This is a genomic window from Microbacterium paraoxydans, assembly GCF_018224615.1.
In the GTDB taxonomy this organism is placed as follows: domain Bacteria; phylum Actinomycetota; class Actinomycetes; order Actinomycetales; family Microbacteriaceae; genus Microbacterium; species Microbacterium paraoxydans_B.
Genome location: NZ_JAGTUK010000001.1, coordinates 1 through 23,198, shown reverse-complemented (window position 1 = coordinate 23,198; position 23,198 = coordinate 1). Strand labels below are relative to the sequence as shown.

General features: G+C 71.4%; 25 protein-coding genes. 15 read left to right on the top strand and 10 right to left on the bottom strand.

All coding sequences use genetic code 11. The features are described 5' to 3' along the window. The first annotated feature begins 40 nt into the window (after positions 1-40). Genes KE274_RS00125 through KE274_RS00105 form a run of 5 tightly spaced genes read left to right on the top strand, consistent with a single transcriptional unit; the run spans position 41 to position 5,276 of the window. Entirely contained in the window at positions 41-1,627 is a 1,587-nt protein-coding gene (locus KE274_RS00125) for an ABC transporter substrate-binding protein (protein WP_211539629.1), read from the top strand. A gap of 11 nt (positions 1,628-1,638) precedes the next feature. Continuing rightward, on the top strand, positions 1,639-2,700 hold the full coding sequence (locus tag KE274_RS00120) for an ABC transporter permease (RefSeq protein ID WP_211539622.1): 1,062 nt from the start codon (positions 1,639-1,641) through the stop codon (positions 2,698-2,700). Continuing rightward, positions 2,697-3,608, top strand: a complete 912-nt coding sequence (locus tag KE274_RS00115) for an ABC transporter permease (protein WP_211539620.1) — start codon at positions 2,697-2,699, stop codon at positions 3,606-3,608. Before KE274_RS00120 ends, KE274_RS00115 begins: the two co-directional genes overlap by 4 nt. Then, positions 3,605-4,444 (top strand): ABC transporter ATP-binding protein, encoded by an 840-nt coding sequence (locus KE274_RS00110; protein WP_211539612.1) that lies wholly within the window; start codon positions 3,605-3,607, stop codon positions 4,442-4,444. Before KE274_RS00115 ends, KE274_RS00110 begins: the two co-directional genes overlap by 4 nt. Then, positions 4,437-5,276: an ABC transporter ATP-binding protein gene (locus KE274_RS00105; RefSeq protein ID WP_211539610.1), complete on the top strand. Its 840-nt coding sequence runs from the start codon at positions 4,437-4,439 to the stop codon at positions 5,274-5,276. The genes KE274_RS00110 and KE274_RS00105 overlap by 8 nt, the downstream gene beginning before the upstream one ends. 67 nt (positions 5,277-5,343) lie before the next feature. On the opposite strand, the gene KE274_RS00100 is transcribed toward KE274_RS00105, so the two are convergent. Further along, positions 5,344-6,048 (bottom strand): hypothetical protein, encoded by a 705-nt coding sequence (locus KE274_RS00100; protein ID WP_211539608.1) that lies wholly within the window; start codon positions 6,046-6,048, stop codon positions 5,344-5,346. A 225-nt stretch (positions 6,049-6,273) separates the two neighbouring features. On the opposite strand from KE274_RS00100, the gene rpsF reads away from it, so the two are divergent. Genes rpsF through rplI form a run of 4 tightly spaced genes read left to right on the top strand, consistent with a single transcriptional unit; the run spans position 6,274 to position 7,928 of the window. Beyond that, positions 6,274-6,642 carry a 30S ribosomal protein S6 gene (gene rpsF, locus KE274_RS00095; protein WP_149083943.1) on the top strand — a complete coding sequence of 123 codons (369 nt, stop codon included), beginning with the start codon at positions 6,274-6,276 and terminating at the stop codon, positions 6,640-6,642. A 4-nt stretch (positions 6,643-6,646) separates the two neighbouring features. Continuing rightward, positions 6,647-7,150 (top strand): single-stranded DNA-binding protein, encoded by a 504-nt coding sequence (locus KE274_RS00090; RefSeq protein ID WP_211539606.1) that lies wholly within the window; start codon positions 6,647-6,649, stop codon positions 7,148-7,150. A 59-nt stretch (positions 7,151-7,209) separates the two neighbouring features. Then, positions 7,210-7,464, top strand: coding sequence for a 30S ribosomal protein S18 (gene rpsR, locus KE274_RS00085; protein WP_017203799.1), 255 nt, complete (start codon positions 7,210-7,212; stop codon positions 7,462-7,464). Positions 7,465-7,475: 11 nt separating this feature from the next. After that, positions 7,476-7,928, top strand: coding sequence for a 50S ribosomal protein L9 (gene rplI / locus KE274_RS00080; RefSeq protein ID WP_211539604.1), 453 nt, complete (start codon positions 7,476-7,478; stop codon positions 7,926-7,928). Between the two features lie 244 nt (positions 7,929-8,172). Here rplI and KE274_RS00075 read toward each other — a convergent pair whose 3' ends face one another. Beyond that, a complete protein-coding gene (locus KE274_RS00075; protein ID WP_211539602.1) occupies positions 8,173-9,903 on the bottom strand; it encodes a beta strand repeat-containing protein in 1,731 nt (576 codons plus the stop codon). Positions 9,904-10,004: 101 nt separating this feature from the next. Continuing rightward, positions 10,005-11,036, bottom strand: coding sequence for a hypothetical protein (locus tag KE274_RS00070; protein WP_307872103.1), 1,032 nt, complete (start codon positions 11,034-11,036; stop codon positions 10,005-10,007). A 528-nt stretch (positions 11,037-11,564) separates the two neighbouring features. Between KE274_RS00070 and dnaB the strand changes: the two genes are divergently transcribed. The 5 genes from dnaB (at position 11,565) to KE274_RS00045 (ending at position 17,454) form a co-directional block, all read left to right on the top strand. After that, positions 11,565-12,938, top strand: coding sequence for a replicative DNA helicase (gene dnaB, locus KE274_RS00065; protein ID WP_211539594.1), 1,374 nt, complete (start codon positions 11,565-11,567; stop codon positions 12,936-12,938). Positions 12,939-13,046: 108 nt separating this feature from the next. After that, positions 13,047-13,571, top strand: a complete 525-nt coding sequence (locus KE274_RS00060) for a TetR/AcrR family transcriptional regulator (protein WP_211539592.1) — start codon at positions 13,047-13,049, stop codon at positions 13,569-13,571. Next, entirely contained in the window at positions 13,568-14,233 is a 666-nt protein-coding gene (locus KE274_RS00055) for a GAP family protein (RefSeq protein ID WP_211539590.1), read from the top strand. Before KE274_RS00060 ends, KE274_RS00055 begins: the two co-directional genes overlap by 4 nt. Before the next feature lie 48 nt (positions 14,234-14,281). After that, complete coding sequence (locus KE274_RS00050) at positions 14,282-15,025, top strand: LysM peptidoglycan-binding domain-containing protein (protein ID WP_211539589.1); 744 nt, start codon at positions 14,282-14,284, stop codon at positions 15,023-15,025. A 77-nt stretch (positions 15,026-15,102) separates the two neighbouring features. After that, complete coding sequence (locus KE274_RS00045) at positions 15,103-17,454, top strand: metallophosphoesterase (protein WP_211539587.1); 2,352 nt, start codon at positions 15,103-15,105, stop codon at positions 17,452-17,454. Here the strand turns inward: KE274_RS00045 and KE274_RS00040 are convergent. Together KE274_RS00040 and KE274_RS00035 are read right to left on the bottom strand one after the other, a co-directional pair. Continuing rightward, positions 17,394-18,068 carry a helix-turn-helix domain-containing protein gene (locus KE274_RS00040; RefSeq protein WP_211539585.1) on the bottom strand — a complete coding sequence of 225 codons (675 nt, stop codon included), beginning with the start codon at positions 18,066-18,068 and terminating at the stop codon, positions 17,394-17,396. The genes KE274_RS00045 and KE274_RS00040 overlap by 61 nt on opposite strands. 56 nt (positions 18,069-18,124) lie before the next feature. Beyond that, on the bottom strand, positions 18,125-18,709 hold the full coding sequence (locus tag KE274_RS00035; RefSeq protein ID WP_211539577.1) for a TetR/AcrR family transcriptional regulator: 585 nt from the start codon (positions 18,707-18,709) through the stop codon (positions 18,125-18,127). Positions 18,710-18,742: 33 nt separating this feature from the next. On the opposite strand from KE274_RS00035, the gene KE274_RS00030 reads away from it, so the two are divergent. Beyond that, complete coding sequence (locus KE274_RS00030) at positions 18,743-19,750, top strand: DMT family transporter (protein WP_249185778.1); 1,008 nt, start codon at positions 18,743-18,745, stop codon at positions 19,748-19,750. On the opposite strand, the gene KE274_RS00025 is transcribed toward KE274_RS00030, so the two are convergent. The 5 genes from KE274_RS00025 to KE274_RS00005 form a co-directional block, all read right to left on the bottom strand. Next, entirely contained in the window at positions 19,690-19,917 is a 228-nt protein-coding gene (locus tag KE274_RS00025) for an RNA-binding S4 domain-containing protein (protein ID WP_211539575.1), read from the bottom strand. The two genes, KE274_RS00030 and KE274_RS00025, sit on opposite strands and share 61 nt — an antisense overlap. A 29-nt stretch (positions 19,918-19,946) precedes the next feature. After that, positions 19,947-20,813 carry a hypothetical protein gene (locus KE274_RS00020; RefSeq protein WP_249185776.1) on the bottom strand — a complete coding sequence of 289 codons (867 nt, stop codon included), beginning with the start codon at positions 20,811-20,813 and terminating at the stop codon, positions 19,947-19,949. A gap of 70 nt (positions 20,814-20,883) precedes the next feature. Then, a complete protein-coding gene (locus KE274_RS00015; RefSeq protein WP_307872102.1) occupies positions 20,884-22,200 on the bottom strand; it encodes a sensor histidine kinase in 1,317 nt (438 codons plus the stop codon). Beyond that, positions 22,193-22,870: a response regulator transcription factor gene (locus KE274_RS00010; protein WP_211539574.1), complete on the bottom strand. Its 678-nt coding sequence runs from the start codon at positions 22,868-22,870 to the stop codon at positions 22,193-22,195. Before KE274_RS00010 ends, KE274_RS00015 begins: the two co-directional genes overlap by 8 nt. A gap of 65 nt (positions 22,871-22,935) precedes the next feature. After that, positions 22,936-23,198: putative immunity protein (locus KE274_RS00005; RefSeq protein ID WP_368856133.1), on the bottom strand; the 263-nt coding region annotated here is incomplete at its 5' end.

Genomic DNA, 23,198 nt, shown 5'->3' with positions numbered 1-23,198 from the left:
CGCCGGAACCCGAATGTACTCCTCGCCCTTGGAGGCCCTCATGTCGTCACGCCGTATCACGCCGGTCATCGCGCTCGGAGCCGTCGCGCTCCTGGCGCTCGCGGGTTGCTCGGGAGGGAACTCGGCGAACAACTCCGACTCGTCCCAGGGCTCCGACTCGCTCGTCATCGACACGGCGTTCTCGATCGAGACCACCGACCCCGGTCACACCTACGACCCGACCGGCAACATGATCGCGAAGGCGCTCTACGAGACCCTGGTCGACTTCGAGGGCTCCGACGTCTCCACCCCCGTCCCCGGCCTGGCGTCGTGGGAGCAGAACGACGAGGCGACCGAGTTCACGTTCACGCTCGAGGGCGACCGCGTCTTCTCCGACGGCTCGCCGATCGAGGCCAAGGACGTCGTGTTCTCGCTCCAGCGCATCCAGGGCATGGAGGACGCCAAGCCCAACTTCCTCCTCGGCGGCCTCACCATCACCGAGGTCGACGACAAGACCATCCGGTTCACGTCCGAGACCCCGCTGCTGCAGCTCCCGGCCATCCTCGCCAACCCGGCCCTCGGCATCGTCAACTCCGACGTAGTGATCGAGAACGGCGGCGCGATCGACGGCACCGACTCGGCTCAGAAGTTCCTCGACGGCGAGTCCGCGGGCTCCGGTCCGTTCGTGCTCGACACGCTCGACCTCAGCTCGCAGGTCGTTCTGAAGAGCAACGACGAGTACAACGGCGACGAGAAGTCGGCCTACAGCCGCGTGGTCGTGCGCAACGTGTCCGAGAGCGCCACGCAGCTCGCCAACCTCAAGGGCGGCGACTCGATGGTCGCGATGGACCTCAACGGCGACCAGGTCGCGGGCCTCGGCGACGACATCACGGTCGACTCGGTCCCGTCCGGCCAGACCATCTTCCTGCTGCTGAACCAGTCGCCCGCCGTGGCCGGCGACCTGGCGAACGTGAAGATCGCCGAAGCGATCCGCTACGCGCTCGACTACGACGCGCTGCTCGAACTCGCGGGCGCCGGTGCCGTGCAGGCGACCGGCGTGATCCCGCCCGGGTTCGAGGGTGCGCTCGACGACGGCGTGACGCAGGACCTCGACAAGGCGAAGGCCGCCCTGGCCGAGGCCGGTTACACGGGTCAGACCCTGAAGCTGCAGTTCCCGAACGACTACCCGGTCGGCGGCGTGGAGTTCACCCCGCTCGCGGAGCGCGTGCAGGCGCAGCTCGAAGACGCCGGCATCACGGTCGAGCTGGCCCCTGCGCCGTTCGCCACCGAGCTCGACGCGTACGTCAACGGCACCGAGGGCTTCGGTCTGTGGTTCTGGGGTCCGGACTACGCCGACTCGGCGAACTTCCTGCCCTTCGCTCCCGGCCTGAAGGTGGGCCTGCGGGCCGGCTGGGCGGCCGAGGCCAACCCCGAGATCGCGGGCATCGCGGCCGGTGCCGCCAGCGCCACCGACCCCGCGCAGCGCGAGGCCGCGTTCACCGAGTTCGCCGAGGCCATGCAGGAGCAGGGCCCGTTCGTGCCGCTGATCGTTCCCGGCCGCAACATCTCCTCCGCCAGCGACGTGACCGGTGCCGTGTACAACTCCGTGTGGGAGATGGACATCGCCGAGATCGCCCCGGCCGGCTGAACGGACCATCCATGACGACAGTGGCCGTGCAGAGGCAGGCGCAGCGGCGCCGGTCGCCTCTCCTCGGATACCTGCTGCGGCGGGCCGGGACCTCCCTGCTCCTGTTGGTGGGCGTGACCATCGTCACGTTCGCGCTCACCAACCTGGTGCCGGGAGACCCGGTCTCGGCCGCGCTCGGTGAGGGCGCCTCCCAGAACCCGGCGACGCGCGAGGCGTTCATCCGGGAGCACGGGCTCGACCAGCCGCTGTTCGTGCAGTACTTCATCTATATGGGGAACCTGCTCCGCGGGGACCTCGGCACGTCGCTGGTGACCGGACGCCCGGTCACCAGCGACCTCGCCACCGCGGTGCCCGCGACGATCGAGATCGCGATCGGTGCGATCATCGTGAGCCTCGCGGTCAGCATCGTGCTCGGCACGCTCGCCGCCTACCGCCGCGGTCTCGTCACCGACCAGGTCATCCGCGTGGTCACGCTCGTCGGCCTCAGCGTCCCGACGTTCTGGCTCGCGCTGGTCAGCTTCTACGTCTTCTTCCTGGAGCTGCGCATCGCACCCGGCTCCGGGCGCATCTCCCCGTCCATCACCCCGCCGCCGCGCGTGACCGGGCTCTACACTGTCGACTACCTGCTGAACGGCGACGGCGTCGGCTTCTTCGACGCACTCGCGCACCTCGCGCTGCCCGTGATGGTGCTGTCTCTCGTGACGATCGGCCTGCTCACGCGCTTCATCCGCACGTCCGTGCTCGAGGTGCTCGGCAGCGACTACGTGCGCGCGGCCAGGGCCAAGGGGCTCCCCGCGATGCGCGTGATCCTCGACTACGTGCTGCGCGGGGCCTCGCTCCCGATCCTCACCGTGGTGGGTGTCGCGTTCGGCGCCCTGCTGTCGGGCACCGTGCTGGTCGAGTCGGTGTTCGCGTGGCCGGGACTCGGCACCTACGCCTACAACTCCGCCGCCAACCTCGACCTGCCCGGCATCATGGGCGTCGGTCTGGTGGTCGGCGTGATCTACCTCCTCATCAACTTCATCGTCGACCTGCTCTACGGCGTGCTCGACCCGAGAGTGAGGATCGCATGAGCCGCATCGACGCCGCCTCCGGCCCCTGGCGCTTCCGCTTCCGCTGGCCGCGCGCCTGGCGCACTCCGCTCGGCATCATCGGCACGGTCATCGCGGCCGCGTGGATCGTCGTCGCGTTCACGGCGCAGTGGTGGGTGCCGTACCCGCCCAACGCGCAGGTGCTCCCGCGGCTGCAGGAGCCGGGCATCGACACGATCCTCGGCACCGACGGCAACGGCCGCGACATCTTTTCCCGCCTGATGACCGGTGCCACGGTGAGCCTGCCGCTCGCGCTGATGCTGGTGATCGCGGCGATGATCATCGGCACGCTCATCGGCGCCGTCGCCGGCTACTTCGGCCGCGCGGTGGACGAGACGCTGATGCGCATCACCGACCTGTTCATGGCGTTCCCGACCGTGATCCTCGCGATGGTGGTCGCCGCGTCGCTCGGCCCGTCGCTGTTCAACGCGGTGATCGCCGCGATCGTGGTGTCGTGGCCGCAGTACGCCCGCGTCACCCGCAGCATCGTGCTCGGCCTGCGCGGACAGAACTACGTGGTCGCGGGTCGCCTGCTCGGTCACTCGCCTGTGCGCACGCTGTTCGTCGACATCCTGCCCAACATCGCCGGGCCGGTGCTGGTGCTGGCGACGCTCGACATCGGCGCCGCGATCCTGCTGCTGTCCGGCCTGTCGTTCCTCGGCCTCGGTGCGCAGCCGCCCACCGCCGAGTGGGGGTCGATGATCTCCGGCGCGATGCAGAACTTCGACGCCTGGTGGCTCGGGGTGTTCCCCGGTCTCGCGATCCTCACGGTCGTGCTGGCGTTCAACTTCCTCGGCGACGCGATGCGCGACGTGCTCGACCCGACCGCCGAGGTCACGCACGAGAAGGAGGCCGAGCACAAGGCCTCAGCCACGGGGGTGCCCGCATGACCGCGTCCGCGCTGAGCATCCGCGACCTCACGATCGAGATCGGGCGGCCCCTCGTGAAGGGGGTGTCGCTCGAGCTCGAACCCGGCCGCATCCACGGTCTCGCGGGGGAGTCCGGTTCCGGCAAGACCCTCACCTCGCTCGCGGTGCTGGGGCTGCTGCCGCGGCAGGCCCGCACGGGCGGCTCGATCTCGCTCGCGGGGGAGGAGCTGCTGGGCTTGAAGCGCCGCGGGCTCAACCGCGTGCGAGGGAAGCGCATCGCGATGGTGTTCCAGGACCCGTCGGCGTCCTTGCACCCGCAGCTCCCGGTCGGCCGCCAGCTCACCGACCACATGCGCGTGCACCTGGGCCTGAAGGGCGCGGCGGCGCGCGAGCGTGCGGTCGAGCTGCTGCAGACCGTGCAGGTGCCGAACCCTGCCGAGGCGCTGAAGCGCTACCCGCACCAGTTCTCGGGCGGCCAGCGGCAGCGCATCGCGATCGCGTGCGCGCTGGCGTGCGACCCCGAAGTGCTGCTGGCGGACGAGCCCACCACGGCGCTCGACGTCACGGTGCAGGCGGGCATCCTGAAGCTGTTGCGCGACCTGGCGATCGAACGGAACCTGGCGGTGCTGCTGGTCACGCACGACCTGGGCGTGATGAGCGCGATCGCCGACACGGTGGCCGTGATGAAGGACGGGCGGATCGTGGAGCTCGCCGACCGCGAGACCCTGTTCCGCGACCCGCAGCACGAGTACACGCGCATGCTGCTGGCGGCTCTGCCCGGTTCGCGGATCGAAGCCGCCGACGGTGCCGCCGACATCGACGCCGTCGACCCGATCGAGGAGGATGCGGATGAGTGACGTCAGTGTCCTCGACGCGCAGGACGTCGTGGTCCGCTACCCGGGCAGCCCGCCGGTGATCGCCGTCAACGGGGTGTCGTTGAGCGTGTCCGCGGGTGAGACCGTGGCGCTGGTGGGCGAGTCCGGCAGCGGCAAGTCGAGCCTGGCACGCGCGGTCGTCGGCATCGAGAAGACCGCGGCCGGCACCGTGCGGTTCCGCGGTGCGCCGGTGGCACCGCTCGGCATCCGGCGTCGTGCCACCGCCCTCACCGGCATCCAGATGGTGTTCCAGGACCCGTCGACCTCGCTGAACCCGCGACGGCGGATCGGCGACCAGATCTCCGACGGCATCGCGACCGCCCGAGCGCGCGGTGCCGCCGGTTCCACCGTGGAGGAGTGGCTGGAGCGCGTGGGCCTCCCCGCCGAGGTGCGCAGCCGCTTCCCGCATCAGTTCTCCGGCGGGCAGAAGCAGCGCATCGCGATCGCCAGGGCCCTGGCCGCGCGGCCGTCGCTGCTCGTGGCGGACGAGCCGATCTCGGCGCTGGACGCGTCGACGCAGACCAGCGTCGCAGGGCTCATGCGCGACCTGGTCGCCGAGTCGGGCGCCGGCATGCTCTTCATCTCGCACGACCTCGCCGTGGTGCGACGCATCGCCGACCGCACCTTCGTGATGTTCGGCGGGCGCGTGCTCGAGTCGGGGCCGACGGAGCGACTGTGGTCCGCACCGCAGCACCCGTACACGCAGGCGCTGCTCGCGGCGATCCCCGAGCCGGACGGCGCCGGTCGCATCCCCGACGCCCCGACCGCGGACGACCGTGCCGTGTGGGCCGAGGTGCCACCCGTCGCCTACTGACGCGGTCCCCGCGGGGAACGACGACGGGCCGGAGCGCGATGCCCCGGCCCGTCGTGTCATCCCCGGGTCACACGGGGGCGACGATGTCCTGCTTCACGTCCCACTCGGTGATCTCCATCGCGATCTCGAGCGACTGTCCCTCGACTGAGGCCGAGCTGGTGGAGGCGAGGTTGACGTAGTCCTCGGTCACCTCGAACTGCACCTCGACCGGGGTCCCGGCCTGCTCGACCGTGCCGGAGACGACGTACACCTTCTGGCCCAGGCGCTCGCCCGTACCCGTGACGGTGAAGTCGCCCGTGATGGCCTTCGCCGTGGTGGCGGGGTCGATCGCGGTGACGTCGGCGGCCGTGGTGCTGAGGCCCGCGATGATCGGGTCGCTCGAGTTCGGGTCCGCGGTCTGCCAGTCGCTCGAGGGCGACTTGACCCAGATGTCGTCGCCGATCGCGACGATCGAGCCCATGGGCGACACGGTCTCGATGGCCTTCTCCGACGGGTTGAAGCGCGTGGTCGACTCCATGCCCATCACGGTGGTCGTGGCGGCGTAGCCCGCGACGTCGGTCATGGCCTCGGCGATGCACGAGCCGAGCGCGGAGCCGTCGACGGTGGCGCCTTCGGTCAGCTCGGGGCAGTCGCTCGACGGCGCCTGGGCCTCCTGCGATGCACCCGCGCTCGGCGCGGCGTCGGCCGGCTTGTCCGATCCACCGGCAGAGCATCCGGTGAGCATGACGGCGGCGGCGAGAACGACGCCGACCCCCCATTTGTTGACGCGCATAGCGCCCCCCTCCAGTCATATGCCCGATGACGGTCATCGGGCACGCCCTCCAGCATGCCAAGGACCGCGGCGATCGGTGGGAGGCGGCTCGGAGGATTCTCCGCTAGACTGTCGAGGTTGTCTGCCCTCCGGCACCCACTCGGGTTCCGCGGGCGGGCACGTGCACACACCCTCCTGCTCCCGGGAAAGTCCCGAGAGCCGTTCTAGTCCGAAGGAGGTGGGTAAGTGACGCACCAGTACGAACTCATGGTCATTCTGACCCCCGAGATCGACGAGCGCCAGGTCGCCCCGACGCTCGACAAGTTCCTCAAGGTCATCACCAACGATGGTGGCTCTATCGAGAACGTCGACATCTGGGGCAAGCGTCGTCTGGCCTACGAGATCCAGAAGAAGACCGAGGGCATCTACGCCGTCGTCAACTTCACGGCCACCAGCGCCGCCACGCAGGAGCTCGACCGCCAGCTGAAGCTCAACGAGCAGATCATGCGCACCAAGGTCCTCCGTGCCGAAGAGGCGCAGGCGATGATCGCGTCCGAGGCGAAGCGCGCCGAGGAGAAGGCCGCCCGCAAGTCCGCCAAGGCTGCGAAGGCCTGATCCCATGGCCGGCGAAACCGTCATCACCGTGGTGGGCAACCTCACGGCCGACCCCGAGCTGCGGTACACGCAGAACGGGCTGCCGGTGGCGAACTTCACCATCGCATCGACGCCGCGCAACTTCGACCGTGCCGCGAACGAGTGGAAGGACGGCGAAGCGCTGTTCCTCCGCGCGTCGGTCTGGCGCGAGTTCGCGGAGCACGTGGCGGGCTCGCTGACCAAGGGCATGCGCGTCATCGCGCAGGGTCGTCTGCGTCAGCGCTCCTACCAGGACCGCGAGGGCAACCAGCGCACCGCGATCGAGCTGGAGGTCGACGAGATCGGCCCCTCGCTGCGATACGCGACCGCGCAGGTCACCCGTGCGGCCTCGAGCGGTGGCGGTGGCGGGCAGTCCCGTCCGCAGCAGCAGCAGCAGGTGTCGGAGGAGCCGTGGTCTACGCCCGGCTCGTCGACCAGCGCCGACGCCTGGAGCACTCCGGGCAGCTTCGGCGACGACACCCCGTTCTGATCATCTCTCCGGATGCGCGCGAGCGCGCGGCATCCGCACATCATCACTAAGGAAGAACAATGGCTGGAAAGTCGAGCGGCGACCGCCGCAAGCCGCGGAAGGGCGCGAAGAACGCCGCCCCCGCGAAGTCCATCCGGGTCGGCGTCATCGATTACAAGGATGTCGCCACCCTCCGCAAGTTCGTTTCGGAGCGCGGCAAGATCCGTGCCCGTCGCATCACCGGTGTGTCGGTGCAGGAGCAGCGTCTGATCGCCACGGCGATCAAGAACGCGCGCGAGATGGCGCTCCTGCCCTACGCTGGCGCCGGCCGGTAAGGGGTACTGAGATGGCAAAGCTGATTCTCACGAACGAGGTCGCCGGGCTGGGTAGCGCCGGTGACGTGGTCGAGGTCAAGAACGGGTACGCCCGCAACTACCTCATCCCGCAGGGCTTCGCGACCGCGTGGACGCGCGGTGGCGAGAAGCAGGTCGCGTCGATCCAGGCCGCACGCCAGGCGCGTGCGATCCACGACCGCGACGAGGCTGTGGCCCTGAAGAACTCGCTGGAGGCCGCCAAGGTGCGCCTCGCGGTGAAGGCGGGCAAGGAGGGTCGTCTCTTCGGCTCCGTCAAGACCGCCGATGTGGCCGACGCGGTCGAGGCCGCCGGTCTCGGTGCGATCGACAAGCGCAAGGTGCACATCACGTCGCCCATCAAGGTGACGGGTGAGCACGAGGCGACCGTGCGTCTGCACGAGGACGTCACCGCGGTCATCACGCTGCAGGTCGTCGCCGCCAAGTAAGGCACGATGATCGAACGCCCTCCGTCCTTCGGGACGGGGGGCGTTCGTCGTTCCGGGACGACTGCGTGCGGGCACGACGGATGCCCCGTGGCGGTTGGCCACGGGGCATCCGCGCTTCGCGCGGCGGTCGCTACTCGGCAGAGGAGGTGCGGCGGGGGACCGCACCGCACGAGCGGACGCTGCCGCGCACCGACGGGGCCGTGTCTCCTCCCCCGAGGACACCGGCACCGCCGGGGCTCAGCGCCTACGCGATGCGGCGGCGCAGCAGGCCCGCACCTCCCAGGAGCAAAAGCGCGGCGAGCGCCCAGAGGATCGGAGAGGTGCCACCACCGGTCATGGCGAGACCGCTGGCCTCACCGGCGACGGCCGCTCCCGACGCCCAGGACATTCCCGACGCGGTCGCTCCCGTGCCGGGCGTGGTGCCGGGGTCGGTTCCCGGGTTGGTGCCGGGGTCAGTCCCGGGGTCGGTTCCGGGGTCGGTGCCGGGGTCGGTTCCGGGGTCGGTTCCCGGGTCGGTTCCCGGGTTCGTGCCGGGGCCGGTGCCGGGACCGGTCACGGTGCTCTCACCGACGACCGAGATGGCGTTGCCGCCGACCGTGATCGGAAGGGTCACCGGCAGGCCCAGCTGGGTGCCGCCGAGGATTCCTCCGTCGCCCGACGTGACCGAACCACCGGTGGTGCTGCCGCCGGTGGATCCGCCCGTGGTGCCGGTGCCGCCGGTGACGGTGGCGTCGTCGAGCACGGAGATCGCGTTGCCGGTCACGCCGATGGGGGCGGTGATGGGTGCGGTGATCTGGGTGCCGCCGAGGGTGCCGTCGCTGCCCGAGGTGGTGTTGCCGCCGGTGGCGGGGGTGCCGCCGGCGGATCCGCCCGTGGTGCCGGTGCCGCCGGTGACCGTGGCCTCGTCGAGCACGGAGATCGCGTTGCCCGTCACGCCGATGGGGGCGGTGATGGGTGCGGTGATCTGGGTGCCGCCGAGGGTGCCGTCGTCGCCGGAGGTCGTGTTGCCGCCGGTGGCGGGGGTGCCGCCGGTGGATCCGCCCGTGGTGCCGGTGCCGCCGGTGACAGTGGCGTCGTCGAGCACGGAGATCGCGTTGCCGGTCACGCCGATGGGGGCGGTGACGGGTGCCACGACCTGGCTACCGCTGGCGGTGCCGTCGCTGCCGGAGGTGGTGTTGCCGCCGGCGGATCCACCCGTGGTGCCGGTGCTGCCCGTGCCGGTGGTGCCGGTGGAGCTGCTGTCACCGAGGAGGGAGATGGCGTTGCCGGTCACGGTGACCGGGGCGGTGACGGGTGCCACGACCTGGGTCCCGCTGGCGGTGCCGTCGTCGCCCGAGGTCGCGGGGGCGCTGGTCGACGAGGGTGCCGGTGCCGCGGCGCCCCCGGTGCTCGAGGCGGACTCGGCGTCGCCCAGGAGCGACAGCGAGTTGCCGGTCACGGTGACCGGCGTGTTGACCGCCAGCAGGCCCTGCGTGCCCGAGAGCACGCCGTCCGTGCCGTCCGTGTCGAGGGAAAGCACCCCGGCCGCGTCAGGGGCCTGGGGAGCCGCGCTCTGGGGCGGAGCGGCGGCCGGGGTGCTGGTCGTGGAGTCGTCGGTGACGCTGATGGCGTTGCCCGACACGGTGACGGGCAGGTTCACGGTCACCACGGCTTGAGTGCCGGAGGCCGTGCCGGAACTGCCGTCCGTCACAGGGGCCGGAGCCGGGGCCGGGGCCGGTGCGGGAGCAGGGGCCGGGGCGGGAGCCGGTGCGGGAGCAGGGGCCGGGGCGGGTGCGGGGGCGACCGTGTCGCCGAGCACCGAGATCGCGTTGCCCGCGACCGTGACCGGTGCGGCGACCGGTGCCACCGCCTGGGTGCCGGAGAGCAGTCCGTCGTCTCCGGATGTCTCGGCCGCGTTGGCGGCCGTCGCGCCGAGCAGGGTGATCCCGCCGGCGAGGAGCGCGCCCCACAGGGCTCGCTTCGCGAAAGTGCGCATGATGATTCTCCTGACATGACTGGGTGTCTGATGGGTGCGCGCGATCGGGTGCGCGCGCAGCACGGCATCTGTCATCCGCGAAGGGATGACGCGACGGTCAGTCAGTCAGGAGAGACGTCGGTGTCGGCGACGGGCGAGCCGGGAAGGGCGTCGTCCGCAGCGCCGGAGTTCCGCTCCCAGGCACGGAGCGGGGGCACGCTGTCGTCGCCGAGGCGAGCGTGCGCATACGGGGTGCCTCCGCCGGAGCCGACGGAGGAAGACGGGGTGGCAGGCGCGCCGGGCGGTGCGTTGCCGGGTGCGGGGGAGCGATCGGCGGGGGCGGGCTCGTCGACGAGTCCCGCGAGTTCTTCGGGCGTTCCCGCGAGCGCACCGGTCGCGTCGGTCGCTGCGGACGTCGCACCGGGAGCCACGGAGGCGTGCGCGGTGGCGGTGGTCACGGCCGCGGCATCGGCCGGGACCGAGCCTGCGCTGAACGGCGGTGTCCCGGGCTGGAGGCCCTCGATCACGGGCGGGACGGTCTCGTCGACGGTGCCGCCGATCACGCCGGTGGCTCCGTCCACGACGCCCACCACCTCGGTCACGAGTTCGGAGGCGCCGGAGTCCACGACGATCCCGCCGACGATCGGGAGTCCGCCGATGAGTTCGAGGACCGGCTCGGTCACCTGCGAGACGGGCGAGTCCGCCAGGACGTCGGTGGTGGCGTCGACGACGGCGGCCGCGGCGTCCGACACGGAGTCGAGCACGGGTGCCGCGACCGCACCCACCACGGGGACGCTCTCAACCGTCTCCGTCACCGTCTCCACGACCGCGGGCACGGCCTGCACGGGGGCGACCGCGTGCGAGACGACAGGAGCGACGGCCTGCGTCACCGCGGGGGCGACGACCTGGGTCACGACGGGCGTGGCCACCTGCGTGACGACCGGGGCGACGACCTCGTTCACGACGGGTGCCGTCACAGCGGTCACGGTCTGCGTGACGGCGGTGGTCAGGGAGTCGAGCGGACCGGGGGCCTGCTCGTCCGCGTGTGCCGACCCTCCGCCCGTGAGCACCGTGAGTGCCGCCCACGCGAGCGCGCCGAGACCGCCCCAGAGAACGACGGCAGGTACGCCGCGTCGGGTCGCTCGAGCGTTCACGTCGTCCTCCCCCTCTGAAGGCAACGCCATATCGATACGGGTGTGTCGATGGGGAGCAGAATACTCGCGGCCCCCCACCCTGTCCAGGCCCATTTACATCCGCGGCGGCGGGTGTCAGATCGTGACGCGCCCGGCGGATTCCCGGCTTGACTTTCCCCAGGTTCTACACATCTCGCTCCCACGGGGGAAACCTTCAACGCGCGATTTAAGCTCGTTTTCATCCACAGGGTGGGGAAACGGTAAATCCCTGGCCAGAGGACAGAAAAAAGTTCTTCCTTCTCGCCCTCCACCGGGTTATCCACACCCGTTCTGCACAGACACTCCGCGTTTGTCCGCACGCTTTCCACATGGTTATCCACAGGCTGTGTTGCACCGTGTGGACGGCGCTCATAGCGTGGTCGAGCGACCGAATGTCGGGGGCTCCTGTTTGTCTGGGAGTGGCCGCCGCGCGGCCGTGGAACCACCGACGATCACCTGCCACCCACCGTCGGAGTTCCGCATCGGAACCGTCGCATCGAAGGGAACACTGTGTCGATCGCCGACATCTCAGAGGAGCGCCTGGGAGGGCAGCGTCCGCCCGAGCGCACCCCGCCGCACGACCTCCTCGCCGAGCAGAGCGCCCTGGGCGGCATGCTGCTGTCGAAGGACGCCGTGGCCGACGTGATCGAGACGCTCAAGGGCGCCGACTTCTACATCCCGAAGCACGAGCTGATCTTCGAGGCGATCCTCTCGCTCTACTCGCACGGCGAGCCGACCGACGTGGTCGCCGTCACCGACGAGCTCATCAAGACGGGCGAGCTGAGCAAGGCCGGCGGCGCCGACTACCTGCACACGCTCACGTCCATCGTGCCCACCGCCGCGAACGCCGGCTACTACGCGGGCATCGTGTCCGAGCGAGCCATCCTGCGCCGTCTGGTCGACGCCGGCACGCGCATCGTGCAGCTCGGCTACGACGGGCAGGGCGACGCGACCGACATCGTCAACAACGCCCAGGCCGAGATCTACTCCGTCACGGGGTCGGAGACGGCGGAAGACTATGTGCCGCTGACGGTCGCGGTCGACGCCGCGGTCGAGGAGATCGAGGCCGCGAACGGCCGCGACGGATCCATGACGGGCATCCCGACCGGGTTCCGCGAGCTCGACGAGCTGACCAACGGCCTGCACGGTGGACAGATGATCGTGGTCGCCGCGCGACCCGCGATGGGAAAGTCGACCCTCGCGCTCGACTTCGCCCGCGCGGCCTCCATCGGCCACGACTTCCCCTCGATCTTCTTCTCGCTCGAGATGGGCAAGAGCGAGATCGCGATGCGACTGCTCAGCGCGGAGGGTGCCATTCCGCTGCAGAACATGCGCAAGGGAACGCTCGACCCGCGCGACTGGACCACGGTCGCCGCCACCCGCGGCCGCATCAACGACGCACCGCTCTACATCGACGACAGTCCCAACATGACCCTGGTCGAGATCCGGGCCAAGTGCCGTCGGCTCAAGCAGCGCGCAGGTCTGCGCATGGTCATCATCGACTACCTGCAGCTCATGACCTCGGGCAAGCGCGTCGAGTCGCGTCAGCAGGAGGTCTCGGAGTTCTCGCGAAGCCTCAAGCTCATCGCGAAGGAGCTGCAGGTGCCGGTGATCGCTCTGTCGCAGCTGAACCGTGGTCCCGAGCAGCGGCAGGACAAGAAGCCCGCCATCAGCGACCTGCGTGAGTCGGGGTCGATCGAGCAGGACGCCGACATGGTGATCCTGCTGCATCGCGATTCGGTGTACGACAAGGACGTGCGTCCGGGCGAGGCCGACCTGATCGTCGCCAAGCACCGTAACGGCCCGACGGCCACCATCACGGTCGCGTTCCAGGGCCACTACTCCCGCTTCGCCGACATGGCTCCCGGCGGCGACTTCGCCTGACGTCGATCCAGCCGATCGCGACGGCGGCGGACGGCGTCGCTCCCCGGCGCGCGGCTTCCCGTGGGAGGTGACCGACCGGGTGGTCGGTCGGTCGGCTAGGATCGCCGCATGCGCGACAAGATCCTGGAGACCGCCCGTCGACTGACCCTCGAGAAGGGCACCGTCCCGTCGCTGAACGCGGTGGTCGAGGCCTCCGGCGTCTCGAAGGGCGGACTCACGCATCACTTCCCCACACGGGCGTCGCTTCTCACCGGCCTCGCCCACGCGGCCCTGGGCGACGTCGATGCCGCGATGGAGCGAGGAGCCGCGGAAGGGCGAGCGGCGGAGACCTGGCTCCGGCTGTCCGTGCCGGGGGCCGAGGAGCGCGCGCTCCTGCAGGGGCTCGCCGCGGCCTTCCGCCCGACCGACCCCGGGTACGAGAGCATCCTCGAGGACGCCCGGGTCGCGATCGAACGGTGGGAGTCGTTGATCGCCGCGGAGGTCGGCGACCCCGTCCGGGCCAGGGTGATCCGTCTGGTCGGCGACGCGCTCGCCGCGAACGCCGTGGCCGGGATCGACCAGGACGCCACCGACCTCGACGCGCTCATCGGTCACCTCATCCCCGCACCCGTCGACCCCGGTGCACGCGGATGAGCGGACCGCTCCTGCTCGGCATCGCCGGGCTCGCACTGCTCGACTCCCTCAACCCCGCCACCATCATCGCCGTGGTGCTGATCCTGATCGCCGCACCGCGTCGCCCGGGGCTCGTCGCGGGGGCCGCCGTGCTCGGCGCGGCCCTCACCGTCTTCAGCGTCGGCGCCGCCCTGTTCCTGACGGCCGGCGCCGCCGCCGGAGCGGTCGACGGGATCGTCGTCGCCCTCCGCTTCGTCGCGTTCGGGGCGGCGGGAATCGCCCTGATCATCGCCGGTGTGCGGCGACTGCGCGAGCGGGAGCGCCGCGCCATCGCGCTCCCCGCCTGGTTCAGCCCGTGGACGGCGCTGCCCTTCGGTGCCGTGCTGACGGCCGCGGACCTCCCCAACGCCTTCCCCTACTTCATCGCGATCGAGCGACTCGTCGCCGCCGAGGTGCACCCGGGGGCGGGGCTGGCCGTGATCGCCGGATACACCATCGTCTACTGCCTGCCCTGCCTGGTGCTCCTGGCCATCGGATTGCTCGCACGAGACCGCGTGCGGGCCCGCCTCGAACGTCTCGTCGCCCGGTTCGGCACGGGCACGGTGCCGCGTTCCGTGCCCGTGGCCGTGACCTGGATGGTGCTGGGAGCCGCCGTGCTCACGATCCCCTTCTGGATCTCCTGAGCGCAGCCGGTGCTGGCGCGAGTGGCCGCGCCCTGACATGCTGACGGGATGAACCGCACCCGCGCCATCGTCGCCGTCGTCGCGGGGGTGGCGGTCGCGGGGGTCGTGGCCCTCGCCGTGCCCGCGGTGGTCTCCGCCGTCTCCGCGTCCTCCGAGGCCTTCACGCACGCGCCCGCACCGACGCCCCTCGTGGTCGACGAGTCCGAGACCGCACCGGAAGACGGGCTGGTCGACCTGGGCGACGGCGTCTCGGTGCCGGCGGGCGGCCCGGGGGACTGCACCACGAACTCGCTGATCAACATCACCGCGGAAGACGGTGAGGCCCCGCACGCGAAGCTCCTCGGCGAGCTCGACGAGATGGGCGCCTCCGACCTCGCGAGCGGCACCCCGGTGCTCGACGACGACGGCGAGGTGTTCGCCTACGAGGTCGCGCCGGGCGACAGTCTCATCGCGATCGGCCAGCGGTTCTGCGTCGACTACGTCACCGTCGCCCTCTACAACCACGTCGCCGCCCAGACCGTGCACCCGGGAGACGTGCTGATCCTCCGACCCGACCCCGCCCTCCCGTGGATCGACCAGCACGTGCCGTTCCAGGCGGAGGCGGGCACCTCCACCATCCCCTACGCCAACGCGTTCATCGAGTTCGCGAACGCGATCGCCTCGGGCGACCTCGGCGCGGCCCGCGTCGTGTGGCAGCGCCTTGGCCCCGACGTCTCGCCCGAGGGGCAGGCCGTGGTGACGCAGGCGCTCGCCGCGGAGGACTGGGACGTGCTGCGGCAGCTGTTCCCCTGACCCCGCCCCACATGCCCTTGTGGCCCCCGCCCCGACGGGTGTAAGACGGAGCCAGTCGAAGTGGACTGGGGTTCGACATGGGGACGTGGACGCGCGCACGGCGTCGTGCGCTGGCGGCGGTCGGAGCAACCGCGCTGCTGGTCGGCGCGCTCGTACCCGCCGTCGCGACCGCCGCCGACGAGACCTTCACGATCGTGGTGCTGCCCGACACGCAGGGCTACACGGCGTCGAGCACCTACGAGCAGACCATGGGGGCGCAGACGCAGTGGATCGTCGACACGCGCGCGCAGCTCAACACGAAGTTCGTGATCCAGGTGGGCGACCTGGTCGAGTCGTGGCCGAACGTGAACCACTGGGAACGCGCGAGCCGTCACATGAAGACACTCGACGACGCCGGGGTTCCGAGCTCGGTGCTCCCCGGCAACCACGACCTCGACATCACCACCGGCGAGTCCAGCACGTACGACACGTACTTCCCCCCGACGCGCTACTCCGCCGCCTCGTGGAACAGCCCGACCGTGTCGTACGGCGGGTACCTCGGCCAGAACCAGTTCGGCCCCGACGGCATCGACCGCAAGAACAAGGACAACTACAGCCTCCTGACCGTGGGCGACACCAAGCTGCTGCTGCTGAGCCTCGAGTTCGAGTCGCCCGCGTACACCCTCGCGTGGGCGCAGCGCGTGATCGACGCCCACCCCGACCGCACCGTGATTTTGGCGACGCATGGCTTCATCAACACGGGTGGCACGCGCTCCACGCACGTCATCCGCACCGACGTCACCTCCGTCTCCGCGGTGACCCTGTGGAACGACTTCGTGTCGAAGAACTGCTCCATCGCGATGGTCGTCAACGGGCACTGGCATGACGGCGACATCGGCGAGGCGCGGCGCACCGACCCCAACGCGTGCGGCACGCCCGTGCACCAGATCCTGTCGAACTACCAGAGCCGCGCGAACGGCGGCAACGGCTGGCTGCGCTACTACACGTTCGACCCGGCGGCGGGCACGGTCGACGCGTACACGTACTCGCCCACGCTGCAGCAGTACGAGACCGATGCCGGCAGCCGCTTCACCCTCCCGATCGACCTGACCGCCGGGACCGACGAGGTGCTGCTCGCGGGCGGCTCCACGTGGAAGTGGCGCAACTCGACGCAGGCGTGGCCCGCGGGCTGGACGGCCCTCGGGTTCGACGACTCCGGGTGGGGCTCGGGGAGGGCCCCGCTCGGTTGGGGGACCGGCGCCGTCACCTCGATCGATCTCGGCCCGCCCAGCACGAACCGGGCCAGGGCCATGATCTTCCGCACCACCGTGACGCTCGCCGACGTGGCGGAGCTCAGCGGCGTGACCGTGACCACGCGCGCCGACGACGGGGTCGCCGTGTGGGTCAACGGCACGCTGCTGGGCACCTCGCACCTGCAGTCCACCACGCCCACGAGCGCGACCTACGCCGACGCCGTGCGCTCGACCAGCGTGGCGACCGCCGACCCCGCCGTGTTCGCCGTGCCTCCCGGGCTGCTGCGCGACGGCCCCAACGTGATCGCGGCCTCGGCGCACGTGAACTACCGCGGCACACCGGACAGCACGTTCGACCTCGTGATGACCGGGCGCCGCACGACCACCGAACCCCCGCAGGACCCTCCGGGCGCCCCGGTGGCCAGCGCGACCGCCACGTCTCCCACGAGCGTGGACATCGCGTGGTCGCCGGGCCCCGGAGGCGCGGTGGCCGGTGTGGAGGTGTCGCGCCCTGGAATGACGACGCTGACGGGGACAGGCGCGACGGGGGTGGTGACGGACACGACGGCACCCGCGGGGAGCTCGGTGTCGTACGCGGTGATCGCGGTCGGGGCCGACGGTGCGCGGTCCGCCGCGACCACTGTCTCCGTCACCACACCTCCCGCGGCCACGCCGGTGCCCATCACGCTGGTGCGCAGTGATGCCACCTGGCGCTTCCGCTACGCCGCCGGAGCGTGGCCAACGGGCTGGACCGGTGTGACGTTCGACGATGCGGCCTGGGGGCAGGGGCCGGCGCCGCTGGGCTTCGGCAGCGGGATCACGACGGTCGTGGACGTGCCTCCACCCACCACGCAGCGGCCCATCAGCATGCTCTTCCGCACGACGTTCACGGTGGCCGACCCCGCCACGCTCTCCGAACTCGTGCTCACCGCGCGTGCGGACGATGGTGCGGTGGTGACGGTCAACGGCGTCGAAGTGGGGCGATTGCGCCTCCCGGCGACCACCGTGACCTCGACCACCTACGCCACGGCGGCGCCGAGCACGGCCGCGGCGATCGCCTCGCCCCTCGTGATCTCGATCCCCGCGTCGTCGCTACGCCCGGGTGCCAACGTGATCGCGGTCTCGACGCACCTGAACTACCGCTCCACGCCCGGCGTCTCGTTCGCCGCGACGCTGGAAGGCAAGACGCTGCCCTGAGACGCACGCTCGCGCAGCGCGAGGTGGACCCGGCAGGTGTGCGCATCGGTGAAGGGCAGCACCCGGTCAACCACGATCGGCCCGCCCGCGCGCTCCAGCAGCGAACGCAGCAGTTCCTCATGCACGCGGCACGCGATCGCCCCGTCCTCCGCGAGGAGAGCATGGAAGCGGCACGGAGCGAGCTGGATCGTCAGCGCCTCCTCGTCGACCTCGGGCTCCAGGCCCACCTCGTGGAGGTGGTGGTAGAGCGCGTCGAGCTGATGCGTCGCATCGGTCGGCAGCGACGACTCGGTCGCCGGGAGCACCGCGCGCATGAGGTCGCCGTGCCTGATCGCATCCCGCAGGTGCCGCTCGGCGACCTCGTTGCGATCGGCGGCGGTCACCACCGAGAACCGCAGGCGGGGGCGACCCCGGCGACCGGTGTGCTCGACCTCGGAGCGGACGTGACCTTCCCGCTCCAGGATGCGGAGGTGGTCGCGGAGGGTGTTGACGTGCAGGCCCGTGAGGTCGGACAGTTCCGCGAGACCGATCCCCGGGGTGTCCAGCAGAGCGTCGAGGACTCGCAGGCGACTCGACTGGGCAAGGCCGCGGTAGGCGTCGATAGGACGTGGCATGTTACCCATTATCAGGTCGCATCCTTCGCGAACCCCGATGCCGGGGCCGTTGCGTCCTAGGTCAGCAGCGTCTTCGCGGTGGCCCGCGCCACGTGGAACGGCTTCGCGAACGTGCCCATGCCGACGGTGACGATCGCGCCTTCGTAGAGCAGCATCAGGGTCTCGGCGCGTCGCGGTGCGTCGGGGAACCCCGCTTCGGCGAGCAGGTCGCGGAACACGGAGAGGAGCCAGGTCTTCTGCCGCGAGGCCTCCGCGAGCACGAGGCGGTCGTCGTCGCCGCCGTCGATCTCCGCTCTGGCGTTGATCGCGCTGCATCCCTTGGGGCTGTTCTCGTCGGACCAGGTGATGGCGGCGTCGAAGACCGCCAGCACCCGGTCGACTCCGGGCTCCGGCACGCGCGCGAGGTGCGCGGCGACGTGGTCGCGCCAGCGCGCGTCGCGGTGCTGGAGGTAGGCGACGACGAGCGCCTCCTTCGAGCCGAACCGGTCGTAGAGGGTCTTCTTGGTGACGCCGGCGGCGGCAGCGACGGTGTCGACGCCGACCGTGTGGATGCCGCGCTCGTAGAACAGCCGGGAGGCGGCGTCGAGCACCCGACGTGCTCCGGGAGTGAGGGGCGCGAGCTCTGGAACGTCCTGGGGCATGCCCCGAGTATACCGGCCTGTATAGTCGAGGTCATGAGTAAACAGATCGGTATAGTTCGTGGGGCCGTGACGGTCACGGCCGCGGTCGCGTTCGTGATCACGTGGAGCTCCGGATTCCTCATCGCCGCGTTCGGGACCGTGGACGTGTCCGCCCTCACGCTCCTCGTCTGGCGGTTCGTGCCCCTCGCGGTCGTGCTGCTCGCGGTGGTGATCGCGACCGGCGCCGCACGAGGCGTGACGCCACGCGAACTCGGCACCCAGGCCGCGATCGGGCTCTTCGCACAGTTCGGCTACTGCGCCGCGGTGTACGGAGCCGTCGCGAGCGGCATCGCCACCGGAACCGTCGCGCTCATCGATGCCGTGCAGCCGCTCGTGGTCGCCGCGCTGGTCGGACCGATCCTCGGCCTCCGCGTGCGCGGCGCGCAATGGGCCGGACTCGCCCTCGGGGCCCTCGGCGTCGCCCTGGTCGTGCACTCGCAGTTCGGCTCGTCTTCGGCGCCGCCCGCGGCCTACCTGCTCCCGGCCGCCGCCATGGTGTGCCTGGTGATCGGGACCCTCCTCCAGCGTCGGTCCCCGGTGCGGACGGGGATGCTCGTCACGCTCACCGTGCACCTGACGGTCACCGCGGTCCTGCTGCTCGGCATCGCTCTGGTCACGGGAGACCTGGTGCCTCCGGCCGCCCCGGGGTTCTGGCTCGCAGTCGTCCTCGCCGCCGTGTTCCCGACGCTCGCGGCGTACGGCCTCTACTGGTGGCTGCTGCGCCGCGTCGGCATCACCGCGCTGCAGGCCCTGCTGTTCCTCATCGCCCCGGCCACCGCGCTCGCCGGCGCCCTGCTGCTGGGAGAGCCGCTGACCGCGCTGACCGTGATCGGCTTCGCCCTGTGCGGCGGGGGCGTGGCGGTCGTGCTCGCGGGGGAGCGGCAGGAGCGCGCAGAGGCGACGGCGGAAGAGCCGGAGTCGTCAGGCGAACGCCGCACGGCTCAGGGCCGGACGCGCACCGCCCGGCCCTCGAACGCGACCACGTCGCCGTCGTGCAGCTGACGGCCGCGGCGACGGTCGACCTCGCCGTTCACCGTCACGAAGCCGTCGATGATGACCTCCTTCGCGTCGCCGCCCGAGTCGAGCAGCCCGGCGAACTTGAGGAACTGTCCGAGGCGGATGACCTCGCCGCCGATGGAGACCTCGTCGACCGGATCGGAGTTCGTCATGCTTGCATGCTATCCGCCGCCGCCCGGCCTCAGTCGTCGAGGTCGGTTCCCACCACGGCGAACGAGGCGTCGAAGGAGATGTCGATCGAGCGGTTGTCGTCCGTGAGCACCGACGCGTCGTAGGGGTTCACGTCGTCGGCGTCCACGTCGAGGTCGGTGATCCGGCCGTCGGCCTCCGCGAGCGCCGCCTCCACGAGCGCGCGGATCGTCTCCTCGTCGAGCGTGAGCGCGGGGCCGGTGTCGCCCTCGTCCGCCCGCTCGGTCGCCACGACGGTGGCGTCGAGGTCGTCGTCCACGCGCACGTCGCTCTCGTCGCCCGCGGCCGTGGTCAGCTGCACCTCCCACGTGCCGTCGCGCTTGGCATCGATCGAGGTCACCTCGCCGTCCGCGGCTCCGCGCGCCGCTTCGGCGATGTCGAGCAGTTCGTCGACGGAGGCCGTGCCGATGCCGGTCACCGGGCCGCCCGCGTTCGCCGGACGGTCGTCGCGGTCGTCGTCGCGCGGACCGTGGTCACCGCGCGGGCCGTGCTCCCCGTCGCGGTCGCCGTGACGGGGGCCGTCCACGGCAGGGCGGTCGTCGTCGCCGAACTCATCGCCGATGGCCGCGCCGACCGCGACGCCGCCGCCCGCGAGCAGCACGGCCGCCGCGATGCCTCCGCCGATCAGCAGCGCCCGCTTGCGTCGGGGCTTCGCCGGGGGAGTCGCCTCGGCCGCGGCGGGGTGCGGGGCAGCGGTGGCGTCGGGCATCGGGGTGCCGTCGGCGGCGGTGCCGTGTGCGGTGGCCGGGGCGACCGGAACCGTGGGGGCATCGGCGGCCGCGGAGCCGTCGGGTGCGGGGGTACCGGTGGTCGGGGTCTCGTCGGGGTTCGGGGTCTGGTCGGGAGTCTTGGCGTTCATGCTTCGATGGTGCCGAGCGGGCGCTGAAGCCACCCTGAAGCGACCTGAAGCGCTCTTCAGGAATGCGCGGTCAGTCGGCCGAGGGCAGCGTCACCACGAACCGCGCGCCGCCCCACCGCGAGTCGTCCACCGACACGGTCCCGTGCGCCGAGGTCGCGATGCTGCGGGCGATCGCCAGACCCAGGCCGCTGCCGCCCGCATCCCGGCTCCTGGCCTCGTCGAGCCGCACGAACCGTTCGAAGATCCGCTCTCGCTCGGCCTCGGGCACCCCGGCCCCGTCGTCCTCCACGGTCAGGAACACGTGCCGCTCCACCGTGGCCACCCCGATCGCCAGGTGCCCGCGTGCGTGCCGGGCTGCGTTGTCGGCGAGGTTGCGCACCAGCTGCGCCAGGAGCCGGGCGTCGCCGCGCACCCGCGCCGCGCCGATGCCCGAGCCGTCCACCTCGAACCCCGCCGCGCGCAGACGTCTCACCTCGGTGAGCGCCAGGTCGTCCAGATCGACCGGCTCCGATGCTCCGGCCACGCCCTCGTCGAGCCGGGCCAGCAGCAGCAGCGACTCCACGATGCCCTGCAGTCGCAGCCCCTCCTCCGACACCACCTCCGCCAGCTCCTCGATGCTCGTGACCTCCGGGTGCGCCTGCGCGAGCTCGGCGTGCTGACGGATGGTCGCGAGCGGGGAGCGCAGCTCGTGCGAGGCGTCGGACACGAACCGGCGCTGCGCGGTCGCGGCCGCGTCGAGCCGGTCGAGCATGCCGTTCATGGTGGTGGCGAGGGACGCGATCTCGTCGCCCGTATCCGGCACGGGCACGCGGCGGTCCAGGCGCTCCGCCGTGATGCCGTCCACCTCGCCGCGGATGCGGGTGACCGGACGCAGCGCCCGCCCCGTCACGAGCCAGGTGGTCGCGGCGACCAGCACCAGCAACGCAGGCACCGCGACCGCGAGCAGCGTCGCGACCGTGGCGAGCGTCTCCGCGTCGTCCTCCATCGGCACGGCCAGCACGAGCTTCTGCCCGTCGTCGAGCTCCTCCGACACGACCACCATTCGCTCGCCGTCGATCGTGAACGCGCGGGGATCGTCGTGTACCGGGAGCGCGGTCGAGCCGAGCACGTCCTGCGCCTCCTCGCTCGCGCGACGCACCGAGCCGTCGCGGCCGATCAGCTGCACGATGTCGTCGTCGAGCTGCTCCGGGCCGGGGCGCGCCGGACCCTCGAAGCGCTGCGTCAGCTCCTCCAGCCGCTGCTCGGCCGCACGCTCCCTGGCACCGTGCATGCTGGCGCTGAGTACGCCGTAGAAGGAGAACGACCCGATCAGGAGCGCCACGGCCACGACCACCGTCGCCCCGATCGTCGTGCGGCCGCGCACCGACCGGAGGAACCGGCTAGCCACCGTCGGCCGCCAGACGGTAGCCCGCACCGCGGATGGTCTCGATGGCCGTCCGTCCGAACGGTTTGTCGACCTTGCGGCGTAGATGCCCCACGTACACCTCGACGATGTTCGGGTCGCCGTCGAAGTCGTCGTCCCACACGCCCGCGATGAGGTCGCGCTTGGACAACACCTGGCCGCGGTGCCGCATCAGGTGCTCCAGCACCGCGAACTCGCGGGCCGTGAGCGTGATCGGGGTCTCGCCGCGCCACACGTGGTGACCGGCGGGGTCGAGGCGCAGGTCTCCGGCCTCGAGCACGGTCGGTCGCGCTACCGCGCCGCGCCGCACGAGCGCCCGCAGCCGTGCCACGAGGATCGCGAACGAGAACGGCTTCGTCACGTAGTCGTCGGCACCGGACTCCAAGGCCTCCACCTGATCCCACTCGCCGTCCTTCGCCGTGAGCATCAGCACGGGCGTCCAGTTCTCCTCTGCCCGCAGCGCCTCACACACCTTCCACCCGCTCAGGCCCGGCATCATCAGGTCGAGCACGATCGCGTCGTACCGGTTCTCGCGCGCCCGCCAGAGTCCGTCCACCCCGTTGTGCGCCACATCGACGGCGAAGCCCTCGGCCTCCAGCCCCCGGCGCACGCCCTCGGCCAGACGCACCTCGTCGTCCACCACCAGGATCCGCATCCCCCCAGTGTGGCGGCTCGCCGCTGAATCGGGGCTGAAGCGGGGGCGGTCGGGGTGCTGCGGGATCAGAGGCGCGACTGGAGGGTGCGGATGGCGTCGCCGAGGGCCCCGCGCGCCAGGAGACCTTCGCCGAGCGGCCCGGACGGGTCGGTGCCGAGCGGAGGAAGCCCCCGCAGCGCCGCCGCCGCCGCGGGCGAGAGCCGCGCGAGCTGCCAGGCGATCTCATCCGCCGTCGCCGCCGGATGCCCGGGTTGCGCGAGGCCCGCGGCGACCGCGGCGTAGGCGGCCGCGCCCAGGGCGTGCGCTCCCATGTGCGCGACCCCCGCGG